The organism is Leptospira kirschneri serovar Cynopteri str. 3522 CT, assembly GCF_000243695.2.
Taxonomy (GTDB): Bacteria; Spirochaetota; Leptospiria; order Leptospirales; family Leptospiraceae; genus Leptospira; species Leptospira kirschneri.
The window spans coordinates 26,586-47,076 of record NZ_AHMN02000007.1; the positions used below are offsets into that span (position 1 = coordinate 26,586).

General features: G+C 35.2%; 17 protein-coding genes and 2 pseudogenes. 17 read left to right on the forward strand and 2 right to left on the reverse strand.

Annotated elements, in window-relative coordinates; all coding sequences use genetic code 11:
- The first annotated feature begins 1 nt into the window (after nucleotide 1).
- The 12 genes from cobI to LEP1GSC049_RS217075 all read left to right on the forward strand — a co-directional run bounded on the left by cobI (nucleotide 2) and on the right by LEP1GSC049_RS217075 (nucleotide 12,278).
- Entirely contained in the window at nucleotides 2–760 is a 759-nt protein-coding gene (cobI, locus tag LEP1GSC049_RS217130; protein WP_016560699.1) for a precorrin-2 C(20)-methyltransferase, read from the forward strand.
- Entirely contained in the window at nucleotides 747–1,904 is a 1,158-nt protein-coding gene (locus tag LEP1GSC049_RS217125; protein WP_004757445.1) for a cobalt-precorrin 5A hydrolase, read from the forward strand. Before cobI ends, LEP1GSC049_RS217125 begins: the two co-directional genes overlap by 14 nt.
- Nucleotides 1,901–3,418 (forward strand): precorrin-3B C(17)-methyltransferase, encoded by a 1,518-nt coding sequence (gene cobJ / locus LEP1GSC049_RS217120; protein ID WP_004757585.1) that lies wholly within the window; start codon nucleotides 1,901–1,903, stop codon nucleotides 3,416–3,418. Before LEP1GSC049_RS217125 ends, cobJ begins: the two co-directional genes overlap by 4 nt.
- Nucleotides 3,419–3,431: 13 nt before the next feature.
- Nucleotides 3,432–4,196 (forward strand): precorrin-4 C(11)-methyltransferase, encoded by a 765-nt coding sequence (cobM, locus tag LEP1GSC049_RS217115; protein WP_004750132.1) that lies wholly within the window; start codon nucleotides 3,432–3,434, stop codon nucleotides 4,194–4,196.
- Entirely contained in the window at nucleotides 4,193–4,729 is a 537-nt protein-coding gene (cobO, locus tag LEP1GSC049_RS217110) for a cob(I)yrinic acid a,c-diamide adenosyltransferase (RefSeq protein ID WP_004757409.1), read from the forward strand. Before cobM ends, cobO begins: the two co-directional genes overlap by 4 nt.
- Entirely contained in the window at nucleotides 4,729–6,093 is a 1,365-nt protein-coding gene (locus LEP1GSC049_RS217105) for a cobyrinic acid a,c-diamide synthase CobB (protein WP_004762775.1), read from the forward strand. The genes cobO and LEP1GSC049_RS217105 overlap by 1 nt, the downstream gene beginning before the upstream one ends.
- Entirely contained in the window at nucleotides 6,090–6,773 is a 684-nt protein-coding gene (locus LEP1GSC049_RS217100) for an adenosylcobinamide amidohydrolase (protein WP_004750203.1), read from the forward strand. The genes LEP1GSC049_RS217105 and LEP1GSC049_RS217100 overlap by 4 nt, the downstream gene beginning before the upstream one ends.
- Nucleotides 6,755–7,336 carry a bifunctional adenosylcobinamide kinase/adenosylcobinamide-phosphate guanylyltransferase gene (gene cobU / locus LEP1GSC049_RS217095; protein ID WP_004750248.1) on the forward strand — a complete coding sequence of 194 codons (582 nt, stop codon included), beginning with the start codon at nucleotides 6,755–6,757 and terminating at the stop codon, nucleotides 7,334–7,336. Before LEP1GSC049_RS217100 ends, cobU begins: the two co-directional genes overlap by 19 nt.
- Complete coding sequence (locus LEP1GSC049_RS217090; protein ID WP_016560744.1) at nucleotides 7,333–9,924, forward strand: cobyric acid synthase; 2,592 nt, start codon at nucleotides 7,333–7,335, stop codon at nucleotides 9,922–9,924. Before cobU ends, LEP1GSC049_RS217090 begins: the two co-directional genes overlap by 4 nt.
- A gap of 2 nt (nucleotides 9,925–9,926) precedes the next feature.
- Nucleotides 9,927–10,874, forward strand: a complete 948-nt coding sequence (gene cbiB, locus LEP1GSC049_RS217085) for an adenosylcobinamide-phosphate synthase CbiB (RefSeq protein WP_016560759.1) — start codon at nucleotides 9,927–9,929, stop codon at nucleotides 10,872–10,874.
- A gap of 16 nt (nucleotides 10,875–10,890) precedes the next feature.
- Nucleotides 10,891–11,502, forward strand: a complete 612-nt coding sequence (locus LEP1GSC049_RS217080) for a histidine phosphatase family protein (protein WP_004750080.1) — start codon at nucleotides 10,891–10,893, stop codon at nucleotides 11,500–11,502.
- 434 nt (nucleotides 11,503–11,936) lie between these two features.
- Entirely contained in the window at nucleotides 11,937–12,278 is a 342-nt protein-coding gene (locus tag LEP1GSC049_RS217075) for a hypothetical protein (RefSeq protein WP_004757583.1), read from the forward strand.
- A 586-nt stretch (nucleotides 12,279–12,864) separates the two neighbouring features.
- Here LEP1GSC049_RS217075 and LEP1GSC049_RS2000000227460 read toward each other — a convergent pair.
- Nucleotides 12,865–12,980, reverse strand: a pseudogene (locus tag LEP1GSC049_RS2000000227460) (alpha/beta hydrolase); the annotation flags it as partial.
- A 375-nt stretch (nucleotides 12,981–13,355) separates the two neighbouring features.
- Nucleotides 13,356–14,157 (reverse strand): annotated as a pseudogene (locus LEP1GSC049_RS2000000229250) (integrase core domain-containing protein); the annotation flags it as partial.
- A 271-nt stretch (nucleotides 14,158–14,428) separates the two neighbouring features.
- On the opposite strand from LEP1GSC049_RS2000000229250, the gene LEP1GSC049_RS217070 reads away from it, so the two are divergent.
- The 5 genes from LEP1GSC049_RS217070 (at nucleotide 14,429) to LEP1GSC049_RS217050 (ending at nucleotide 20,491) form a co-directional block, all read left to right on the forward strand.
- A complete protein-coding gene (locus tag LEP1GSC049_RS217070; RefSeq protein WP_004750127.1) occupies nucleotides 14,429–14,929 on the forward strand; it encodes an RNA polymerase sigma factor in 501 nt (166 codons plus the stop codon).
- Between the two features lie 18 nt (nucleotides 14,930–14,947).
- Nucleotides 14,948–16,039, forward strand: a complete 1,092-nt coding sequence (locus LEP1GSC049_RS217065; RefSeq protein ID WP_004750246.1) for a FecR family protein — start codon at nucleotides 14,948–14,950, stop codon at nucleotides 16,037–16,039.
- A gap of 64 nt (nucleotides 16,040–16,103) precedes the next feature.
- Nucleotides 16,104–16,655 carry a HAMP domain-containing protein gene (locus tag LEP1GSC049_RS217060; protein WP_004750211.1) on the forward strand — a complete coding sequence of 184 codons (552 nt, stop codon included), beginning with the start codon at nucleotides 16,104–16,106 and terminating at the stop codon, nucleotides 16,653–16,655.
- 268 nt (nucleotides 16,656–16,923) lie between these two features.
- Nucleotides 16,924–17,631, forward strand: coding sequence for a FecR family protein (locus tag LEP1GSC049_RS217055; RefSeq protein ID WP_004750231.1), 708 nt, complete (start codon nucleotides 16,924–16,926; stop codon nucleotides 17,629–17,631).
- Between the two features lie 1,375 nt (nucleotides 17,632–19,006).
- Entirely contained in the window at nucleotides 19,007–20,491 is a 1,485-nt protein-coding gene (locus LEP1GSC049_RS217050) for a SpoIIE family protein phosphatase (RefSeq protein WP_016560732.1), read from the forward strand.

The following is a 20,491-nucleotide window of genomic DNA, read 5'->3' on the forward strand; positions in this document are numbered from 1 at the left end:
TTTGAATCGATACGGAAAATTATACGGAGTGGGAGTAGGTCCAGGCGCCACCGATTTAATTACTCTAAGAGCCGTTCAAATTTTAAATTCGGTAGACGTATTAGCAATTCCTAAAACTAGTGAGCACCTAGAGCCATTTGCTTGGAGAGTTTGTTCTCCTATCGTACAAGAAAACTCTTCTCAAGAAAAATTACTTCTTCATTTCCCGATGACTAAGGACCCGAAAATTCTTATTCCTGCTTGGGACAAAGCATTTACAGAAATTGGTAAACGTCTGGAAAAAAAACTTAACGTTGCCTTTATTACTCAAGGTGATCCTTCCGTTTACAGTTCTTGGAGTTATCTTTTAGAAGAAGCAAATGATCGTTGGCCCGGAATCGAAATAGAAATTATTCCTGCGGTTTCGTCTATTACTGCAATTCCAGCCGTTCTTCAAATTCCTCTCGCGGATGGAAGAGAACGTTTCTGTGTAATTCCCGGAACTTATGGAATTGAGGAACTACCCGAACTTGTGAAACATTTCGATACGATCGTTCTTACAAAGGTGGGCCAGATTATTCCTCAGCTTATTGATACATTAAAAGAACTGAATATTATTAAAAATGCGAGTTACGTTTCTTATGCAACCACGGATAGACAAAAAATCGTCACAAATCTAGAAACGATTCAAAACGAAAGTTGTGACTATTTTTCGACGGTTATTTTATCGATTCGAAAACGGAAAGGTATACTTAGAGGTCAAAACTGTGAAACGGAGTAGAAAACAATATTCCGTTTTTGTAATTACAAAACACGGGTTAGAAATTGCTAAAAAAATTCAAGCCGTCTGGCAAGACGTGGACCTTTTTGTCTCCGCTAAGTTCATCCAAGACGCTCCATCAAATTCTAAACTACTTTCTCTTCCTATGGATAAAACGTTGCGAGAAACTTTTCGGGAATACGACTGTCACATTTTTATCATCAGCGTCGGCGCCGTAGTTCGTATGATCGCTCCTTTATTAGAAAATAAGAAAGTAGATCCCGCTGTTCTATGTGTTGATGATAAAGCCAAATTTTCAATTTGTGTTTTATCTGGTCACGTAGGAAGAGGAAACTTTTTTACAGAAAAACTTTCAAAAATATTAAATAACATTCCCGTGATTACTACCGCTTCCGACGTTTCTGAAACTTTAACAGTGGATATTTTAGGTAGGGAACTCGGCTGGACTTTGGAAAATCCGGATCGAAACGTAACTAAAGGTTGTGCGGCCGTAGTCAACGAAACAAAGGTCTTATTCGTTCAAGAGACTGGGGAACCGAATTGGTGGCCTCTGGACAAAACACTCCCTAAAGGAGTGGAATATGCGATTTCTCTAAATAATGTACGACCGGAGGATTATGAAATTCTTTTGATCGCCACTGATAGAAGTAACGTCCACAAGACACATAAAGAACATTATAAAAATTGTGTATTATATTATACTAAAACACTAATTCTAGGTTTAGGATGTGATCGAAATATTCCCTTTGAGACGGCAGAAAACGGAATTTATAAAATATTAGACGAAAACGGATTTGCGATCCAAAGCGTTCGTGCAATTGCAACGATCGATTTAAAAAAGGAAGAAACCGCCTTTCTAAAACTTTCTCAAAAATACGGATGGGAATTGATCTTTTTTTCTCCAGAAGAATTGGATCGTGTTTCTCAAGTGAAGTCTCCTTCCGAAACCGTAAAAGTTTTTACGGGAACAAAATCGGTGAGCGAGGCAGCGAGTCTTCTCGCTTCCGGTGCAGATTCTCTTCTGCTTACAAAACAAAAATATAAAGAGGCGCCTAACGGTAAAAATCTTACAGTCGCAATTTCCCGTATTCCACACCCTAAACGACCAAATTTGCACGGAAGTGTTTTAAAGGCAGACAAATGAAAAAAGGTAGGTTGAACATTGTAGGAATCGGACCAGGTAACGACGAACATATCACACCTGCTGCTTATTATGCGATCCAAGAAGCCGATCTTGTAATTGGTTACGTAACTTATGTAAATCTCATTAAACACCGATTAGTTGGCAAACAAGTAACTCAGACCGGGATGACAGAAGAAATAAGTAGAGCACAAGAGGCGGTTCACATCGCCAAAGAAGGTAAAATTGTCACTTTGATTTCTTCTGGAGACGCTGGTGTTTACGGAATGGCCGGGTTAGTCTTTGAAGTATTGAGAAAGATAGGATGGAAAAAAAAAGAATCTCCCGAGGTCAGAATCATTCCTGGTATAACCGCCGATAGTTCTTGTGCCTCTCTTATAGGAGCTCCTCTTGTTCATGATACGGCGAGAATTTCCCTCTCCGATCTTCTCACTCCTTGGTCTGTGATCGCAAATCGTTTAGAGTGTGCAGCGAAAAGTGATTTTGTAATTACTCTTTATAATCCCGCTTCTGGACGAAGACAAAGACAGATCGTAGAAGCTTCTGAAATTATTAAACGACATCGTTCTGGAAATACTCCGGTTGCTCTTATAAAAAGCGCTTATAGAAAACAACAAAATGTATTTCTTTCTGATTTAGACAACTTTTTAAATTACGAAATTGGAATGAACACTACTGTAATCGTAGGTTCTAGTAATACTTTTATCTATGAAGGTTTTATGATAACTCCCAGGGGTTATACGAACAAATATTCTTTGGAAGACGCAAGTCTAAAAGAAGGACAAAAAAAAGGTTTCTCTCTTCGTTCTACCGGAGATTTAAAAAATAGTACAAACTTAGAAAATACTTCTTTAAACTTGAACGTCACTAAAATCCGAGGAGCTTTTATCAAAAAGTTCACTTCCATCGTGAGCGATCAAGAAGAAGCGTCTAACGGTTCGGTTCCTGTCGCAGACGTAATGAAGTCTTTTACAACTATGGATCCTTCTACGATCCAATCTCAAGATTCTTCGGCAATCAAAGCGATCAAGGCGTTGGAGTTATTTTCTAAAATACAAGAAGAAAGTTCTAAAAAAAATTATAAACGATTGGAGTCTGAAAAAAACACGTTAGTCTACATAGGTAGACTAGGCGGAGCGATTCTTCTTAAAACTTTAGAGAAATTTTATATTCTAGGAAGATTAAAAAGTCCAATACGTTTCGAAGAATACGGATTTCAAGATCCTGGAGAATACCATAATAAATATTTGGAATTGAAAGTTCTCGATCCGGAAAAGATTTTAAATTTTCCGTTCGAATTTTCTATGTTTCTTCCGAACCAGATTTTGCCTGAAGAAATTTATGAAAAATTAGCTATCCATAGAAATTCTTCGATAAGCGAGCGCCTTCTAAATTACGTTTATGACAAAAGCGAAAAAGTTTTTTTAAATGGACAAGAATATACAGACGTTTCCTGGTTAGGGCTCGTTCCTTTGGAAGTGTGGAATTTAGTCCGAGGAATCCTTTTAAAATGTTAAAGAGTTCTATCTTATGAAAGTTTATATCATTGGAGCAGGTCCGGGAGATCCCGAACTAATCACGATTAAAGGTGCAAAGCTCGTAGAAACCTGTCCGATCATTCTTTATACTGGTTCACTTGTACCGAAAGCAGTGATCAAAAGGGCCAAAAAAGAGGCAATCGTATTAGATTCTTCGAATATGACTTTGGACGAAATTATTTCGATCATACTCTCCGCAAAAAATAACAACCAAGACGTGGCTAGGGTCCACACTGGAGATCCTTCCATCTTCGGCTCCATTGCGGAACAGATACGAAAATTAGATCTTTTGAATATTCAATATGAAATTGTTCCGGGAGTCAGTTCTTTTACCGCCGCTGCCGCTGTTTTAGGTAAAGAACTGACTCTTCCCGAAGTTTCTCAAACCATTATCATCACTCGTATCGCAGGAAGAACTCCGGTTCCGGAAAGGGAAAGGCTTGAAATTCTCGCTCAGTCTGGAGCGACTCTAACTCTTTTTTTAAGCGTTTTACATATTCGAACAATTGTAGAACGACTAAGCCCATATTACGGAGAAAAATGTCCAGTGGCAGTCATTCAAAAAGCGACTTGGCCCGAACAAAAAATCGTCACTGGAACGTTAGGCGATATTGTATCTAAAGTTAAAACGGAAAAGATCTCTTCTACGGCCATCATATTTATAGGTCCAATTTTGGATTGTGATGATTTTGCGGATTCTAGACTTTATTCGGCGGATTTTTCGCACCGTTTCAGAAAAGCAAAAAAGGATTTATGAATTCAGACGAAAAAAATTCTAAAGGACTTGTGATCGTTTATACAGGGAACGGCAAAGGAAAAACCACAGCTGCTTTGGGAATCGTATTCAGAGCCTTGGGTAGAGGACTGAAATGTGGAGTGGTCCAATTCTTAAAAGGTAAATGGGAAACCGGAGAAAAAATGTTCTCAGAAAAAATTCCAGAACTTGATTTTCACATTATGGGTTTGGGTTTTACCTGGGACAGCGAGAATCTAGACAAAGATAAAACAGCTGCAAGAATGGCTTGGGCGCTTTCCTCCAAGATGATTTTAAAAGAAAATTATAATGTTATAATACTCGATGAAATTACTTATGCATTTCATCACGGCTGGTTGAACGTGGAAGAGGTGATGGACACTCTAAAAAAAAGACGTAAAGATCTTCACGTGGTTATTACTGGAAGAAACTGTCCAAAAGTTTTGATGGACTATGCGGATCTAGTAAGCGTAGTCGAAGCCCAGAAACATCCGTATCAAAACGGAATTCCGGCGCAAAAAGGAATCGATTTTTAATGAATATTCAAATTCCCAGAATTGTAATCGGAGGTACGGGAAGTGGAGTTGGTAAAACCACGATCGTACTCGCACTTACTCAAATTTTCCGAAGAAAAGGTTTGAAAGTTGTAACCTTCAAATGTGGACCTGATTATTTGGATCCTACGTATCATTCTAGAGCTTCGCAAAACATCTGTCACAACTTAGACGGATGGCTGATGGGCAAAGAATCGGTTTTAAATACTTTTTATCAAGCGTGTCATAACGCAGACATTGCAGTCATAGAAGGTATGATGGGACTTTTTGACGGCCATTCTCCAAACTCCGAAGTCGGTTCTACTGCGGAAATTGCAAAGTGGCTCGCCTCACCCGTGTTAGTTGTTTTAGACACAAGTGGAATGGCAAGAACCGCTTCTGCGATTGTAAAAGGACTGAAAACATTCGACCCGGATCTCAATCTAGCAGGAGCCTTCGCTAATTTTACCGGAAGTCAATCCCATATTCAACTTTTGAAGGATACATCTACTGAAATTCCGATTTTAGGCGGGTTGTGCAAACATCCGGAACAAACGTTTCCAGAAAGACATTTAGGTTTGTATCCTGCATCTGAAGAAAATTTATCGGAAGAAAAATTTAATTTTTGGAGGGAAGAAGGAGAAAAAAATTTAGAAATAGATTCTATACTTAAAATCGCAAGTTCCGCTCCTGAAATTTCGATTCCGATTTCGACTATAAATACCGTTTCAAAACGTTGTAAAATCGGAATCGCCATGGATTCTGCGTTCTATTTTTATTATGAAGAAAATTTAATGCGACTTAGGCAAGCTGGAGCAGAGTTGGTATTTTTTTCTCCTATCTCTGATTCTAGGCTTCCTAATTTGGACGGGCTTTATTTTGGAGGTGGTTATCCAGAACTTTTCGCGTCGACCCTATCTAAAAACGAATCATTAATTAATTATATTCTAGAATTATCATATAAAAATATTCCAATTTATGCAGAATGCGGAGGATTGATGTATCTTTCCAAAGGAATCAAACTCGTCAAAGGAGATTTTTTCCCTATGCTCGGCCTAATTCCCGCAATTTCTATCATGGAGAAAAAATTAAAAGCCCTGGGTTATGTGGAAGTAACTACAAAAAAAGAAACAATTTTCGGAGAAGCCGGACTAAGATTTAGAGGTCACCAATTTCGCTATTCCGGCTTAGAATTAGACGAGTCTGATCCGATAGAACTCGTTTATAAACTTAGAAAAAGAAAAGGTGATCAAGTTAACGAAGAAGGTTATTCTAAAAATTCGGTTCTTGCCTCCTATATACATTCTCATTGGGCTTCCAATTCAAATTTGGCAGAGGGATTTGTTCAATCCTGTTTACGGAAATGATTCACGTTAAGAATTCTTGGCTCGAAGTAAATTTTAAAGAGCCACATAACGTTCTTAGTTGGGCCGTGATCGGGGGAGGTTGGAAAGAACAAGTAGATTGTGTTTTATGGCATCGAGTACGAGATGAAGATCTAACTCTGGAAGTAGATCCGATCGATTACTTTTATAGAAGTTTATTACATAAAAGAGAATCCAGGAATGGGGTTGGCTTTCTTACCAGTGTTTCCCTTGAAAATTATTCGGAAGTGATTTTAGAAAAACAAAATTTTAAAATCAGATCCGTTGTCACCGTAGGATTAGGAAATTCGGTTCGAGTTGGAGATCCACCGTTTCAATCAAATTCGTACGGAACGATCAATATACTCGTACAGTGTTCTGTCCCATTTGACCTGAACACTTCTTTAGAAGCGATTTCCCTCATTACAGAAGCAAGAACTCTAGCCGTATTGGAAGCGAGGATACAAAGTAAAACCGGACTTGTAACCGGCACCGGAACCGATTGTATCGCGTTTGCATCTCCTTCTCGTAGTTCAGAAAAACGTTATACTGGAAAACACACACTTTCGGGACATCTTATCGGAAAGGCGGTTTATCAATCAGTAAGTCAAGGAATTTCAAATTGGAAAAAAAACAAATTCAAAACAGAAACAAAAGAATACGAATGTCCACGATCACTTTGATTACGGGAGGTTGCAGAAGTGGTAAAAGTCGCTTTGCGCTTGAACTTGCAAAAGATATAAAAGGGCAAAAATATTTTATTGCAACTTGTCCCATCTTTGACGAGGAAATGAATCAAAGAATTCTAAAACATAAAAAAGAAAGAGATAATTCAGTATGGAAAACTATAGAAGAAGAATTCAATCTTTTAAATCTATTTAAATCCGAGTATTTTTTTAAGAAGTCGGTTGTAGTGGTCGATTGCTTGAGCCTCTGGATTAATAATTTATTATATAAATCTAAAATAGAAAAAAGGAAAATCGAAGAAGCTACGATCCAAAAAAATTGTACAGAACTTGTAGAACATATTAGAAAAACCAAGGTAAAACACGTTATATTTGTAAGTAGCGAAGTTGGACTTGGACTTGTTCCCGAAAATAAAACTAGCAGAATTTACAGAGACTTACTCGGTACCTGCAACCAAACAATAGCACATAACGCAGATAGTGTTTATTTTATGTCCAGCGGAATCCCTCTTAAAATAAAAGGACAAACAAAACAAAATCAAACGGTTCCGACTCAATGAACTTACCGAAACACGGAGGAAATTTGATCGAACTTTCAAAAAGGATAGGGTGCGATCCAAAAGAAATTTTGGATTTTTCCGCCAATATAAACCCATTAGGTTTTCCTGAATGGCTAAGACCCTTTTTACATTCCAAAATAGAAGATCTTATTTCTTATCCGGATCCAAATTATACTTCTTTAAAGAAAAAAATACATTCAAAATATGGAATAAGTCCAGAACAAATTGTTTTAGGGAACGGGGCTTCCGAACTTATACTTCAAATACCGTTTGTAGTCCAAGCGGATTATGCGTTAATCGCAGTTCCCTGTTACAGCGGATACAAAGAGGCGATCTTACTCCGAAAGATTCCTTGTGTTGAAGTCTTTCTTAAAGAAGAAAAACAATTTCGTTTAGATATGAACGAAATTAGGAATATTCTAAAGTCTAGGCCAAATCAAAGAGCCTTGGTTTTTTTAGGACATCCGAACAACCCCACGGGAGTAACACTTGATAAAATAGAAACTTTAAAACTCACACAAGAATTTCAAAATTCTGTTTTTGTAATAGACGAATCCTTTATTCATTTTTGTACAAAAGGATCTTCTTTTTTCAAAGATAAAACCGAGAATATGATTCTAATCCAATCTATGACTAAAATTCTCGCGCTTCCCGGTTTAAGAATTGGAATTTGTTATGCTTCCTCTTCTATTTGTTCTGAAATTTCTAAAAGACTCCCTACTTGGAACGTAAATAGTCTTGCTGCTTCGGTGTATGAAAAATCGATCTCCGATGAAGATTATATAAACAATTCAAAACAAAATATACAAGTATGGAAAGAAGATCTAATATATAATCTTTCTAATTTAGAATTTTTGAATTTATTTTCAGGTGAGTCTAATTTTATTCTAATTAAAATCTCAGATGATAGAAATATATCCGATCTAACCCAAGAATTACTTTTAAAATATAAGATTGCAGTGCGAAATTGTGAAAATTTTTCCGGACTATCTAAAAACTTTATCCGAATTGCGGTACGAACCCCTGAGGAAAATGAAAAAATTATAAATGCATTTTCAAATATATATTATGGAACTCCACAAAAACTAAAATCCAGAAAAAAAACTCCTTCTATTATGTTTCAAGGAACTGCGTCTAACGTTGGCAAAAGTATTCTAACCGCTGCTTTGTGTAGAATTCTCGCGCAGGATGGCATCAAAGTAGCTCCTTTTAAATCTCAAAATATGGCGCTCAATTCGTTTGTAACTTTAAATGGGGAAGAAATCGGTAGGGCGCAGGCATTACAAGCGCAAGCGGCCAAAATTATTCCCGATATACGAATGAATCCAATTCTACTTAAACCTTCTAGTGAAAAAGATTCGCAAGTAATCATCAACGGAAAACCGATAAACTCGATGAGTTTTAAAGACTACAATCAATACAAATCGATTGCGTTTGAAGAAGTAAAAAAGTCTTACGATTCCCTTTCATCAGAATATAATGTAATTATAATAGAAGGTGCAGGTAGCGCTTCCGAAGTAAATCTGAAAAAAAAAGATATAGTTAACATGAGAATGGCAGAATACGCAAAAGCAGATGTATTGTTGGTGGGAAACATAGATCATGGAGGATTATTTGGATCCATTTTAGGAACAATGGAAACACTGGCCGAATGGGAAAGAAAACTAGTTTTCGGTTTTATCATCAATCGTTTTAGGGGAGTAAAAGAACTTTTAAAAACAGGTATAAACTATATAGAGGAATATACAAATAGACCAGTCCTAGGAGTTGTTCCACATATTAAAGATCTTGAATTGCCTGAGGAAGATTCTTTAGAATTTAAATCTGGAACGTTAGACGATACTTCTGTATTGGAAGAAAGGTTAGACATTGTGCTGATCGATATTCCTAGGATTTCCAATCATACGGATATAGACGCGCTTAGAGTCGAACCAGATGTTAGAGTTAGAATCGTACGAACTGTAGAAGATTTAGGAGAACCCGACGTTTTGATTCTTCCTGGAAGTAAAAACGTAATCTCGGATTTGAATCATCTCTATGATATCGGTTTAGCGGATAGAATTTTTGCCTTATCTCGAAATCAAAAAACGGATATAATAGGGATCTGCGGAGGTTATCAAATGCTCGGGAAAAATATTTTCGATCCGTATCGTATTGAAAGTGATCAAGGTTCTATCCAGGGAATTTCACTTTTACAAATTGAAACCACATTAGAAAAAGATAAATCTCTAAAAAGAGTTTTCGCAACCCATATTCCAACAAAAACAGAAGTAGAAGGATACGAAATCCATCACGGTAAAACAAAATCCGTAGGTAATACGCGTGTTATACTTTTAAACGGAAAAGCTGAAGAACTAGGGCATAGTGATCCGACGGGAAGGATTTGGGGAACATACATTCACGGAATTTTTGACAAGGATCAATTTCGCAGAAAATATCTGGATCAAATCAGAATCCGGAAAGGAAAAACACCCTTAGTCGATGTTCAAGTCTCCTATAATTTAGAAAAATCTTTAGACAGATTAGCCGAGAACGTTAGGCACTCTTTAAATATGAATCTCATCTATCGTAAATTAGGGTTCGGCTAAAAATGCCTTGGAACGTCGCCGTATCCGTTCTTGTCGATTTGATTCTAGGAGATCCTAAAAACTTTCCTCATCCAGTAAGAGCGATTGGAAAGTTAGCCAGAGTTTTAGAAAAATTTTTTAGAAACAATTGTTCTTCGGAAGAAGTGGCTGGAATTTTGACCTCTTGCCTCGTATATTTAATTTCTTTTATTATACCATTTTTATTTGTACAACTTGCAAATCAACTTCATTGGATTTTAGGTGAACTTTTAACTGTAATGATCGTTTATACTACGATTGCGATCCGAGATATGATCGATCATAGTAAAGAAGTTTATGACGCGTTAGTGCAAACCGATCTTTCTCTGGCCCGTAAAAAAGTATCTAGAATTGTGGCGAGAGATGCAGAAAGTTTGAGTGAATCTGAAATCATTCGGGCCTGTGTGGAAAGTACCGCTGAAAACCTAGTAGATGGAATTACAGCTCCGCTTTTTTATGCAATTTTTGGCGGACCTGCATGGGCTCTGTTATATCGATCCATCAATACGTTAGACTCTCTTTTTGGATACAAAAACAAAAAGTATCTAAGATTCGGAAATTTTCCGGCAAGAATGGACGATTTAGCAAATTATTTACCTGCAAGAATTACATCTTATATACTTGTATTTGCATCTTTGTTTCTAGGTTACAATTTTAAAAATTCATTATATATTCTAAAAAGAGACGGAAAAAAACATCCAAGCCCAAATTCAGGTCTTACAGAAGCGGCTGTAGCAGGAGCTTTAGAAATACAATTAGGCGGAATTAATTTTTACGATGGGATTCAAAATATAAAACCGAAACTTGGGGACCGAAAAAAAGAATTTCAAATCGAACAAATACTTCAAACCAATAAGTTAATTTTACTATCTTCGATTTTAACCTTTACATTTTACGTTTTGATTTATTCAGGAGCGGTTTATCTTTTGTAAGGGTGGAATTCAAAAATTGAAAAGTACATTCAAAAAATCAAATATTATATACGTTTTCAGACACGGAGAAACAGATTGGAATCGGGAGGGCAGACTTCAAGGACATCTGGAAATACCGATCAACGAACAGGGAGAACTTCAGTCAAAGTCTTTAGCTTTAATTTTAAAACGTTTAGGAATCGAAGTTTTGTTGAGTAGTGATCTAAAAAGGGCCCAAGAAACGAGTCAAATTATATCTGACAAACTAAATCTAAATCCAATTTTTAATTCCGGCTTTAGAGAAGTATTTCTGGGAGACGGACAAGGGAAATTGATAAACGAAGTAGATTCTTATTTTGGAAAAAACTTTTGGAAGAAGTGGAATGATCATAATTCCATCTATGACACACTTCGATTTCCAAATGGAGAGTCAAAACAAGAGACGGATATCAGAGTACATCTTTCCTTAATGCGTATGATAAATCTATTTTCCAATCAAATTATAGCGTTATGCACACATGGTTTTGTCATGAAAAGGATGCTCAAAATTTATAAATCTAAAACAAAAAATACTTCAAATATTCAAAATATAGAATATATTCAATTTAGTTTTGAGGAAATCGAAACTGCCACGATCCATCCGTTGTAAAGTAGACTTAAAATAAGAAACTTCTATAAAACCTAAAAAAGAATCGTTCAATCAAATTTTGCATAAAATCCGTTGTTTTATGACCGTCACAAAAATTTCCGATTTCTGCAAACCACTGATCTTTATAAAATTGAGTACCATAATTTCTATCGTAAAATCCTGTAATAAATCAAATTTTTACAAAAATATTTGATAACTTAAAATTTGAGTCTAATCAGAAATAATAATATACTTTAAAAATTTGTTAAATACCTCCAGACAACATACATACTAGAGTAATAATTTCATTTTTAATAAATTAAAAAAGATATTGTTCAATTTAGATCGGTCATTATAATCATATAAAAAATCGGATTTAGTGAATCACTTTTATTTTTGTAAAGACAAAAGCGGAGATCAAAACATTACAAAAAAATCTTTCTTAGGTAAAACACATGAAACAAGAACTCAAAGCAAAAGATCTTTTGGAGATGCATCCAGATTCTTCAAAGGCAAAAGAGTTAGAGAAAAAACTAGATAATTTTATTGTGGTGGAAAAAAGTTTTTTCCGCATTACGAACCAAGCTTTTTTTGTAGGTCTTTTTTTTCTTATTTTAGGCCTCTATACTTTAAAAGCATTTCCAGATGCAAAAATATCAGAAGGGTTTGGAGGAATCAGTATTTATGGTCTTTTGATCGTCTCTGGAATCGTTTTAATGTCTTGGTTTAAAATGGGTGAGATTTTAAAGGTGCTCGCAGAGTTTATTGTTAAAACGAGAAACGGAGGTAATTCTTAATTAGAGTTGTTTTTGGGGCTTGAGCTTTTCAAAATTTCACTATAAAAACTTAATTTGTGGAGGCTTCCACAAATTAAGATACATTATGAATTTATAAACATTTACTTTCACGATTAGAGTTTCGTATTAACTCCTATTTGTGTTTTGGTTTATTTACAATTAATCTTAATTTAACATGAGCAGGGTATATGAAAACCGGGGTCAAATCCGACTTGCCACAGCGGGACCGGGCTTTTTTAGCTCAATTCAATAAATTATTGCATATAGAAAACATAATACAACAATCGCCTTTAGATTCAATTTAGAACGCGATCTGTCGAACGACTCATGGGGAGTGAGACGCTGAGTTTGAGAGAGCCATAACCTTACCCACAAGTATTTAGATTTCAATATAAATCTGTCGGAATTACGACAAATCCTCTGTAAAACTGAGTTTGTGAGAATCGTTCTGCTGAGCTTCCACGCATCGATCCCTTTCGCGTTAATTTAATTGCAAAATCCGAAAACTACGGCACTCAACTTCTCATAGTGTAACACGATTGAGTTAAGTGAGCGAGCCGCAAGCGAAGTTATATGTACTCATGGTTCAATTTTCTAATATTTCTTTTAGTTTCAAGGAAATCTCATCTGATTTATTTAAAATCATGAAATGTCCTCATCCTTTATAATGAATGCGTTTTTTATGAATCTAATTGGAAAAATATAAATGTTTCATTTATTTCTATAACTTTCGAGAAAAAGCAATTTTACGTAAACCTTGGCACAAAACGAAGTTCGAGTAAACTTAGTAAACAGACAAAACAATGTGCCGAAAGCCAGGTATTTTTCATTAGCAATTCCGAAGGTAACGGAATGTCACCTAACTAAATCGAATACGAATGACGAAAAATAGATAATAACAACCAAATATAGAAATATTATAAAAATATGTTATTCTATCAACCAAGCTTAACTCCTCCGTAAACTCAATGCAACAGGCAACTTCCGATAATGATAATTATGTCTTATAGCTAGAAAATTGGGAAGAACGTACCCGTACATACTTTACAAAATGAAACGTAAATATGTAACTCACGTTCAATGAATTGGCATAGGATTCTTATATTGCAACACTTTTCCAGTGAACATATCAATTACCCCGAGTACCCCGCTTTATGAAATATAATTCTTACATGTCGATCGGATATGTCCTCAAGTCCAACTGACTCATCAGCAAAGAGCGGAAGAAAGAAAGATGCGATGGCCAGCAAAATAAATATTACCTAAATCGTTCACTGGAAGTAACCACTACATTTGTTGGATAGAACGCCTCCGGAAGAATGGACTGAGATGTCTTTAGAGATTTTTTGTAATATGATTTTGGAAACGCATTCTTTAAAGCTTCATGAGGTCTGATGCAATTATACTCATATTGAAAATCATCAAAAGCTTTTTGCTGTTCCTCTAAAGAAGAACGAGGGAGACAAGCCGTTTCTTATTTCAAAGTCCGGTGCATTCTTTCATGGCGACCGTTTTGTTGAGGCGGCTTACCTGGTTGAATTCGCTCATGTCGAATCCCTAACTTTAACCACCAAACGGAAAGTTTTGTTAAACCTGCAAGAACTGAGCGAAGCAAATGGAGAACCGTTATCAGTCCGAATTGCATCCGGTTCCGTATTGAGTAAACAGCTTTGTAAAAACCGTAATAACGCTTTCTGTATTTGCTTTTGGAACTATTTCAGAACCTAAAAGAAAGTGACTATGCGTCCGTGATTGTTAACGGAGTACATCTTATTCCACCGCCTACTGTGAAGTTGCCTTTGAAATCTGCGCACCAGACATCGTTCGGACTCAGAATATGAGGGAAATGATAGACTGGTTTCATTTTCTTACGCAGAATTTGTGCTTTTTGAATGTAAAAAGTTATGAATCGATTCTTTTGTAATACGAAACCTGAATTTGAAAATCTCCAAAATGACCAATCTTAAATTCTCTTTTGAACTTAGGAAAAATGACAAAAAATCATACTGCTCCTTTCAAAAAAAACTATATTTTGCAAAAAATGAACACTCATCTTGTTAGCTTAGAAATAGAAGTAAGTACAAAGGAATTTACTTGAAATCGGGTTTCGCAATTTCAACTTAGTTCCAATGACCACTCGGAAGGATTTTATGGATGCTCTCTATCGAGAGTACAGTGGAAAAATCTTTGATTTTCTCTATAAATATAGTTCCGGGAATCCTGAAATCGCGATGGATCTGATGCAGGATACATTTCTGAATTTTTTCAGAAAATATTCCGATACAGATATAGACCAGGAACAGGCGATCCGTTTACTTTATACGATTGCTCGTAACCGTTCCATCAACTATTCCCGGAAGTTTTCCACGGTAAAGGAAAGTGGAAATTCCGAAATGCAGGAGTTTCAAGAACAAAAACTTTCTTTCGTTAGAAAGGCAGAACTAAAGGATTTAGAAGAACGTCTATTAGTCTGTTTGGACGAACTTGAAGAAGACGAAAAATATGCCTTGATTCTTCGATTTATGGAGGACTACAATCTGACTACCATAGCTGAAATTATGAGTATATCGGTATCAACTGCATCTCGTTTAATTGTCAAAGCGACAGCAAAAGTAACCGAAATCGCAGAAAAAAAGAATTTGAAACCCTGATCATAGAGTATAGATAAAATGGAAGAACCGGGAATAAAAAGGGAACAAAAGATTCAAGAAATTCTTTTCGAAGGAAAACAAAATGATCTTAGTCCTTCAATAGAATGGCTGGCCAAAAGTTTGAGCAATTCTTGGGTAGAATATTCTCCCCAAAAGTCAGACTTCGAATCTCTTTATGCCCAGGCCAACCTAAATTCTTCTAAAATACTTTCTTTTTCCGATTTTACAAAAAACAAACTCGTTTGGGGAATTTCAGCGGCGGCGATATTTCTTTTTGCAGTTACATTAGGATATTATTCTATTCTTAAGGATAGGCCTTCTCTCGGAATTGAAAAAGGAGGTGTAGAAATTTCACAAGTACAAGGAGAAGCCTACCTCACCTCCTCCGATCCGAAAGACAAAATTCTTTTAAAACCAGGAGTAAGAATCCAAGAAGGCCAGAGAGTAGTCACTGGTTCTGGGGCCATTCTGAACTTAAAAGTGTCCGATGGAATTGTAGTGAGAATACTTTCCGATTCGGAAGTTTCCTTTCGATTGATCGATCTTTCTACGCATTACAAAATTGGAATCGATTTAGAAAAGGGAGAATTATTAGCCCACATTCATAAAAATCTTAAAAAAGAAGAATTTATAGTTCGTTCCGAAAATTTAAGCGCAGAAGTACGAGGTACAAGTTTCAGTTTTCAAAATGTTCCGGGGCAAGGGACTAAAGTAGAAGTTTTAGAAGGTCGAGTAGCAGTCAGTACTCACGTAGAATCTCAAAAATCAGCTCCAGAAGGTGAACAAGTTCTGGAGCCAAATCAGGGAATTTTTGTAAATCAAAATGGTTTTGTTCGCAGCCATTTGAACGATTCCGAAAAAAATCGTTTAGAAACTGAGTTCGAAAAACTGCCAATTGAAAACATTCCTAGAGATAAAAACCGAATCTATTCAAACAGACAAGAGTTACTAACGGATTTCCAAAGATTAGAAAAAATTGTTTTGATCGATGGAAAAGAGATCGAAGGTGTAATCGTAGACATGGATGAAAAGGCGATGTACATTCAAACTCTTGAAAAAGAAATTGTCATTCGCAGAGAATCCGTCTCTGAAGTAATTCAACTCTACTAAAAACAAATTCTCTTTGACAGTCGGTCGGTAAGTCGGGATATTTAGTTCGCGAGGAACCTATTCCATGGCAATGGCAAAAGAAGACGCCGGTAAAAAAAGAATTTTTAGCAACTACATCGTAGATCGAGATTTCCAATTTAAGTTTTTATTGAATTACTCCTTACTCATTGTTTTTGGTCTTATTTTGACGTTAGGTTTTCTATACTGGTTAAATGATACTAAATTTGATAAAGGAGTTGTTTTTCGTTTGAGAAACGACCCTATTAAAGTGTATCAAAAAGGTTTCGAAGATCACAACGGAATAGAAAGGGAAAAGTTTGTGGAAAGGGAAATTTTTCTTCCGGATTACGATCACAAACTAGACATGTTTACAATTCAAGTAAAAGGAATATTATTTTTATCCGGTTTGTTTTTGGGAATGGCCACAATCTTTACCATAATCTATTCTCATAAAATGGCCGGACCTATTTACAATATCAAAAATCAACTTAGAAAATTAGCAGCGGGAGAAGAACCAGCTCGGAAGATCAAAATTCGAAAAGGAGACGAATTTCAAGAACTTGCAGATCTTCTCAATCAAGTCATTGAAACCAGAATCAACAATAAAAAAGGCTGAATTTTTTCCATTACTCGGGACTACATAATAGAATATCTACTTAATAGTTTACAATTCTATAACGTGAGTTCGACGTAAGAATCGCTTTCACATTGGATTCTATCAAAGTTACGTGAAACGATAATTTATGATAATTTTATAAAGCCCTGTTTCACAACAAGATAGGGATTTTATTTTATAATACTGAAATCTCGGATTACAAAAACAGTTTTTAAAGTTTGAAAATTAGTTGTAGATTTTTTAAGAAATCCGTGTAAATTTTTTCGATATGATTCATAACATTTTATTCCTTGCTGCTTTTTGTCTATTCCTACCTCAAATACTTTTTGCAGATGATGAAATTGCAATCGTACTTTTTGTAACCGGAAAGGTTCAGTATTCTCAAGCAGGAAAAACGGAAACACTTAAGAAAAATGTTATATTAACAAAAAACGCAAAAGTAGAAACTGGAGAAGGAAAAGCCGATTTACAATTAGGTGCAAACGCCGTAATCAGAATAGCCCCATTTACAAAAATTGAAATTGCAGAACTTTTTTCAGATAGCTCTAAAAACACTGCAAAACTTACTTTAGTTTCCGGTAAACTATTTACGAACGTCCAAAAATCTAATAAAAAGGAAGAATTAGAAATAAGTTCGGCCTCTTACACCGCTGGAGTTCGTGGAACTCAATTTGTAATCAGCGAAGAAAAAACGAAAGCTCCTAAAAATGAGGATTCGGATATTCCTGAAGGAGTTTTTGTCAATGAAGGAGAAGTTACAGTTCATCCTTCTTCAGGAAACGATTTGAATCTTCAAGCAGGAGAACAAGCATCTTGGAACGGTAAGGAATTATTAGCAGAGCCTCTCAAAGAATTTATGAAAGAAAAAATGAAGATCATTCAAAACTTCAAGGCGATTAAAAGTGAAAATTACGAAATGCTCAAAGGGCAAAAATTGAAAAATAAAGAACTTTTAGAAAACTTTCCTAAATCATAATTTCAAGTAAAAATTTTTCTATAAAAAGAAATAATCTTTAGAAATGATAAATTATAATAGTTAATATAAGAATCTTACATTTTTTGATTTAACGTGAGTTTGGTGTAAAAGAATCTTAATCTTCTTAAAATTAATAAAGTTATTGAAAGATTCCATAATTCAGATTAACAAAACTAAAACTATTTCAATTGATCGTTTTTATAAAACAGAAACAGGCGAGCGGTCAGTAACTTTCAATAACTCTAATGTAACGCGAATTCGACGTAAAAAAATCCGGGCGAATCCAGCCTTTACAAGCAAAGGCTGGACCGGGCTCTCAGCTCTGGTCAAGTTATTGTGAAACTACAGAATCAGATTCAATTTTTATAAAGTACTAATAACTTGACCTTACAACGCGCCTTATAGGAAGCGTTGTGCTTTAGTTCATTCATCGATCCCTTTCGCGTTATAACGAATTTACGTTAATGTAATAAATTCATTTTAAAAAACCTGATTTTCCGTAAAAATAAAAGTGTAGGAACTATTACATTTTTATTTACATTAATCTGAATTAGACCATGATTCATTTTTCTGAAAAAAGTTAGGGACTAACTAAACTTTGCAAGTCAAATAGAACTACAGTAAATCACGATTTTACGAACAAAATTCCAAAATTGTAGGAACTCATACTTTTAGAAAATTCTTTCTGATTTTCTTACACCGAATTTGCATTACATTACTTTTCAAGATTTCAGTTCTGGCATGAGAGCCGTGTTTATGGAAATGATTTAATACTTCCATAAAATGAATTTGAATCAAATAAAATTGAAAAATATATAATAAATTTATAATGCTTCTTCTATCAAGTTTAAGATTTCGTTTTTATTTATTTTTAAATAGAGTATTTTTTTATACTCTTAAAATGAGTTCTGAATTGTAAAATCAATGTATTAAAATAAAATTGCATCCTTCAAATGATTAAAATCAAAACTAGTTTGTAGAAATTTATTTTGAGTAATCGGATTTCGTAAGGAGAAACTTAAAAATTTTAAGATGAACGATTCTATTCTTGAGAAGCTTATTATAATTTCGGAAACATTACGATTCAAAATGTATAAAATCATTTTTGAATCATTGATTTCAAAATTTTGAATTGGAATGAAAAAGACTACGAATAATACATTAAGCCTATCTTAATTTACAAAAGGAAATTCTTTTTAATTTTTACCACTACAGAATATTGCGGATCTATGTCGTATCCGAATCGTCAAAAATTTTTTTACTTTTTTTGCAATGATTGTGGCTCAAGTGTATCATTCGGTGTTCAGAACAAAATGATTCACTTTATAGTATGCAATGATTTTGATTCATTCAAGAACGATAATCTATCTTGACCATGAAGAAATCACTTCGACTACAGATTATCGTCATTTATACGATTTTAACCGTTGTAAATCTTACTTTTGTAGCGGTCATGATTTTTGAAAATCAAACAGATCTTCTCATTTCCAATTTTACTTTAGAATCGGATCGTGTCGCTCGAGAAATTCTTAAAAAAATAGAATCTTACGGAAATATCAATTTTGAAAATTCCTCTCAAACCGACGAATTTCAAACCAAATTATTAAGTATAGGACTCACAAATTTTTCAGTCATTGCAGCAGAAGACAATTCTTTGGAAAAAACTCGCACCCTACTTTCCAACGGAATTACTGTGACTATATCTGATTTGAAAACAAAACTTACAAACATGAGTAACGCAAAAGCGGCTCTAAATACATCTTACGATATTGAACTCGACACAGACCATTTTATAGTTAATCTCATCTTTTATCTCAATCCTAAAACGTTTCTCATTTCCCAAATTAAAATGAAGGAAATGGTAGATCGGCTTAGATCCCTTTATATACAACTTGGATTGTTACTCATTTGGGGATTTGCCTTTCACATTCTTTTTGGAATTTTCCTTTATCGAAAGATCTTTGTTCGACTTTTTCTTTTAAAAGAAGTCAGCGAAACGATGGCTACCGGAAATTTAAATGCGAGAATTTCCTGGAACGTTTCAGCTCACGACGAGTTAGATGTATTAGGAAATACATTCAACGGAATGGCAGAGCAAATCTCTTCCCAATTCGATACTCTTAAACTCAAAAATGCTCAAATTCAAACGGAGTTAGAAATTGGTAAAAATGTTCAGGAATGTTTTCTTCCTGAAAAAAGAAAAAAATTCAATCTGATTAACGTAGAAATTATTTATCAACCAATGCGTGAAGTAAGTGGGGACATTTATGACATCATCGAAATCAGTGATACAAGAACTGCATTCTTTTTAGCGGACGCTACTGGACACGGAGTTTCTGCGGCTCTCATCACCTCTATCATTCACTATAATGTAGAAAATATCATGAAAGAGACCGTAAATCCGGCTCACATTTTCAATCGACTTAGCGACAATCTTTTTGAAACCTTACAAGGGACTTTTTTCGCCACAGGAATTTTTATTCTTTTTGAAAAAGAAGGAGGATACGCCTACTTCTGCAGCGCCGGACACAATCCAATCTATTACTATCGAAAAGAACAAAACAAAATCGTCGTATTAGAGTCAACGGGATTTGTTTTAGGAATCGGTATTCCGGATGAATATAGCGTTTTAAAAATTAAAACTTCTCCCGGAGATAAGATTCTAGTTTATACAGATGGTGTTTTAGACGCAGCCAATGAGACCACCGAACCATTTGGAGACGATCGTCTTTTAGCTGCTTTTCAAAAATATGCCACTCTACCAACAACGGAACTTACGGAAAAACTTCGGGAAGAAATTCATTCTTATGCAAACGTTTTTCCGGACGACGTTACTTTTGGAATTTTAGAGATCACTTAA

Excerpts from the sequence above, each read along its gene's own strand:
- LEP1GSC049_RS217090 (WP_016560744.1), top strand. The coding sequence starts at position 7,333 with ATGAACTTACCGAAACACGGAGGAAATTTGATCGAACTTTCAAAAAGG.
- LEP1GSC049_RS217100 (WP_004750203.1), top strand. The coding sequence starts at position 6,090 with ATGATTCACGTTAAGAATTCTTGGCTCGAAGTAAATTTTAAAGAGCCA.
- LEP1GSC049_RS217070 (WP_004750127.1), top strand. The coding sequence starts at position 14,429 with ATGGATGCTCTCTATCGAGAGTACAGTGGAAAAATCTTTGATTTTCTC.
- LEP1GSC049_RS217065 (WP_004750246.1), top strand. The coding sequence starts at position 14,948 with ATGGAAGAACCGGGAATAAAAAGGGAACAAAAGATTCAAGAAATTCTT.
- cobU (WP_004750248.1), top strand. The coding sequence starts at position 6,755 with ATGTCCACGATCACTTTGATTACGGGAGGTTGCAGAAGTGGTAAAAGT.
- LEP1GSC049_RS217105 (WP_004762775.1), top strand. The coding sequence starts at position 4,729 with ATGAATATTCAAATTCCCAGAATTGTAATCGGAGGTACGGGAAGTGGA.
- LEP1GSC049_RS217050 (WP_016560732.1), top strand. The coding sequence starts at position 19,007 with ATGAAGAAATCACTTCGACTACAGATTATCGTCATTTATACGATTTTA.
- LEP1GSC049_RS217060 (WP_004750211.1), top strand. The coding sequence starts at position 16,104 with ATGGCAATGGCAAAAGAAGACGCCGGTAAAAAAAGAATTTTTAGCAAC.
- LEP1GSC049_RS217075 (WP_004757583.1), top strand. The coding sequence starts at position 11,937 with ATGAAACAAGAACTCAAAGCAAAAGATCTTTTGGAGATGCATCCAGAT.
- cobJ (WP_004757585.1), top strand. The coding sequence starts at position 1,901 with ATGAAAAAAGGTAGGTTGAACATTGTAGGAATCGGACCAGGTAACGAC.
- LEP1GSC049_RS217055 (WP_004750231.1), top strand. The coding sequence starts at position 16,924 with ATGATTCATAACATTTTATTCCTTGCTGCTTTTTGTCTATTCCTACCT.
- cobO (WP_004757409.1), top strand. The coding sequence starts at position 4,193 with ATGAATTCAGACGAAAAAAATTCTAAAGGACTTGTGATCGTTTATACA.
- cbiB (WP_016560759.1), top strand. The coding sequence starts at position 9,927 with ATGCCTTGGAACGTCGCCGTATCCGTTCTTGTCGATTTGATTCTAGGA.
- cobM (WP_004750132.1), top strand. The coding sequence starts at position 3,432 with ATGAAAGTTTATATCATTGGAGCAGGTCCGGGAGATCCCGAACTAATC.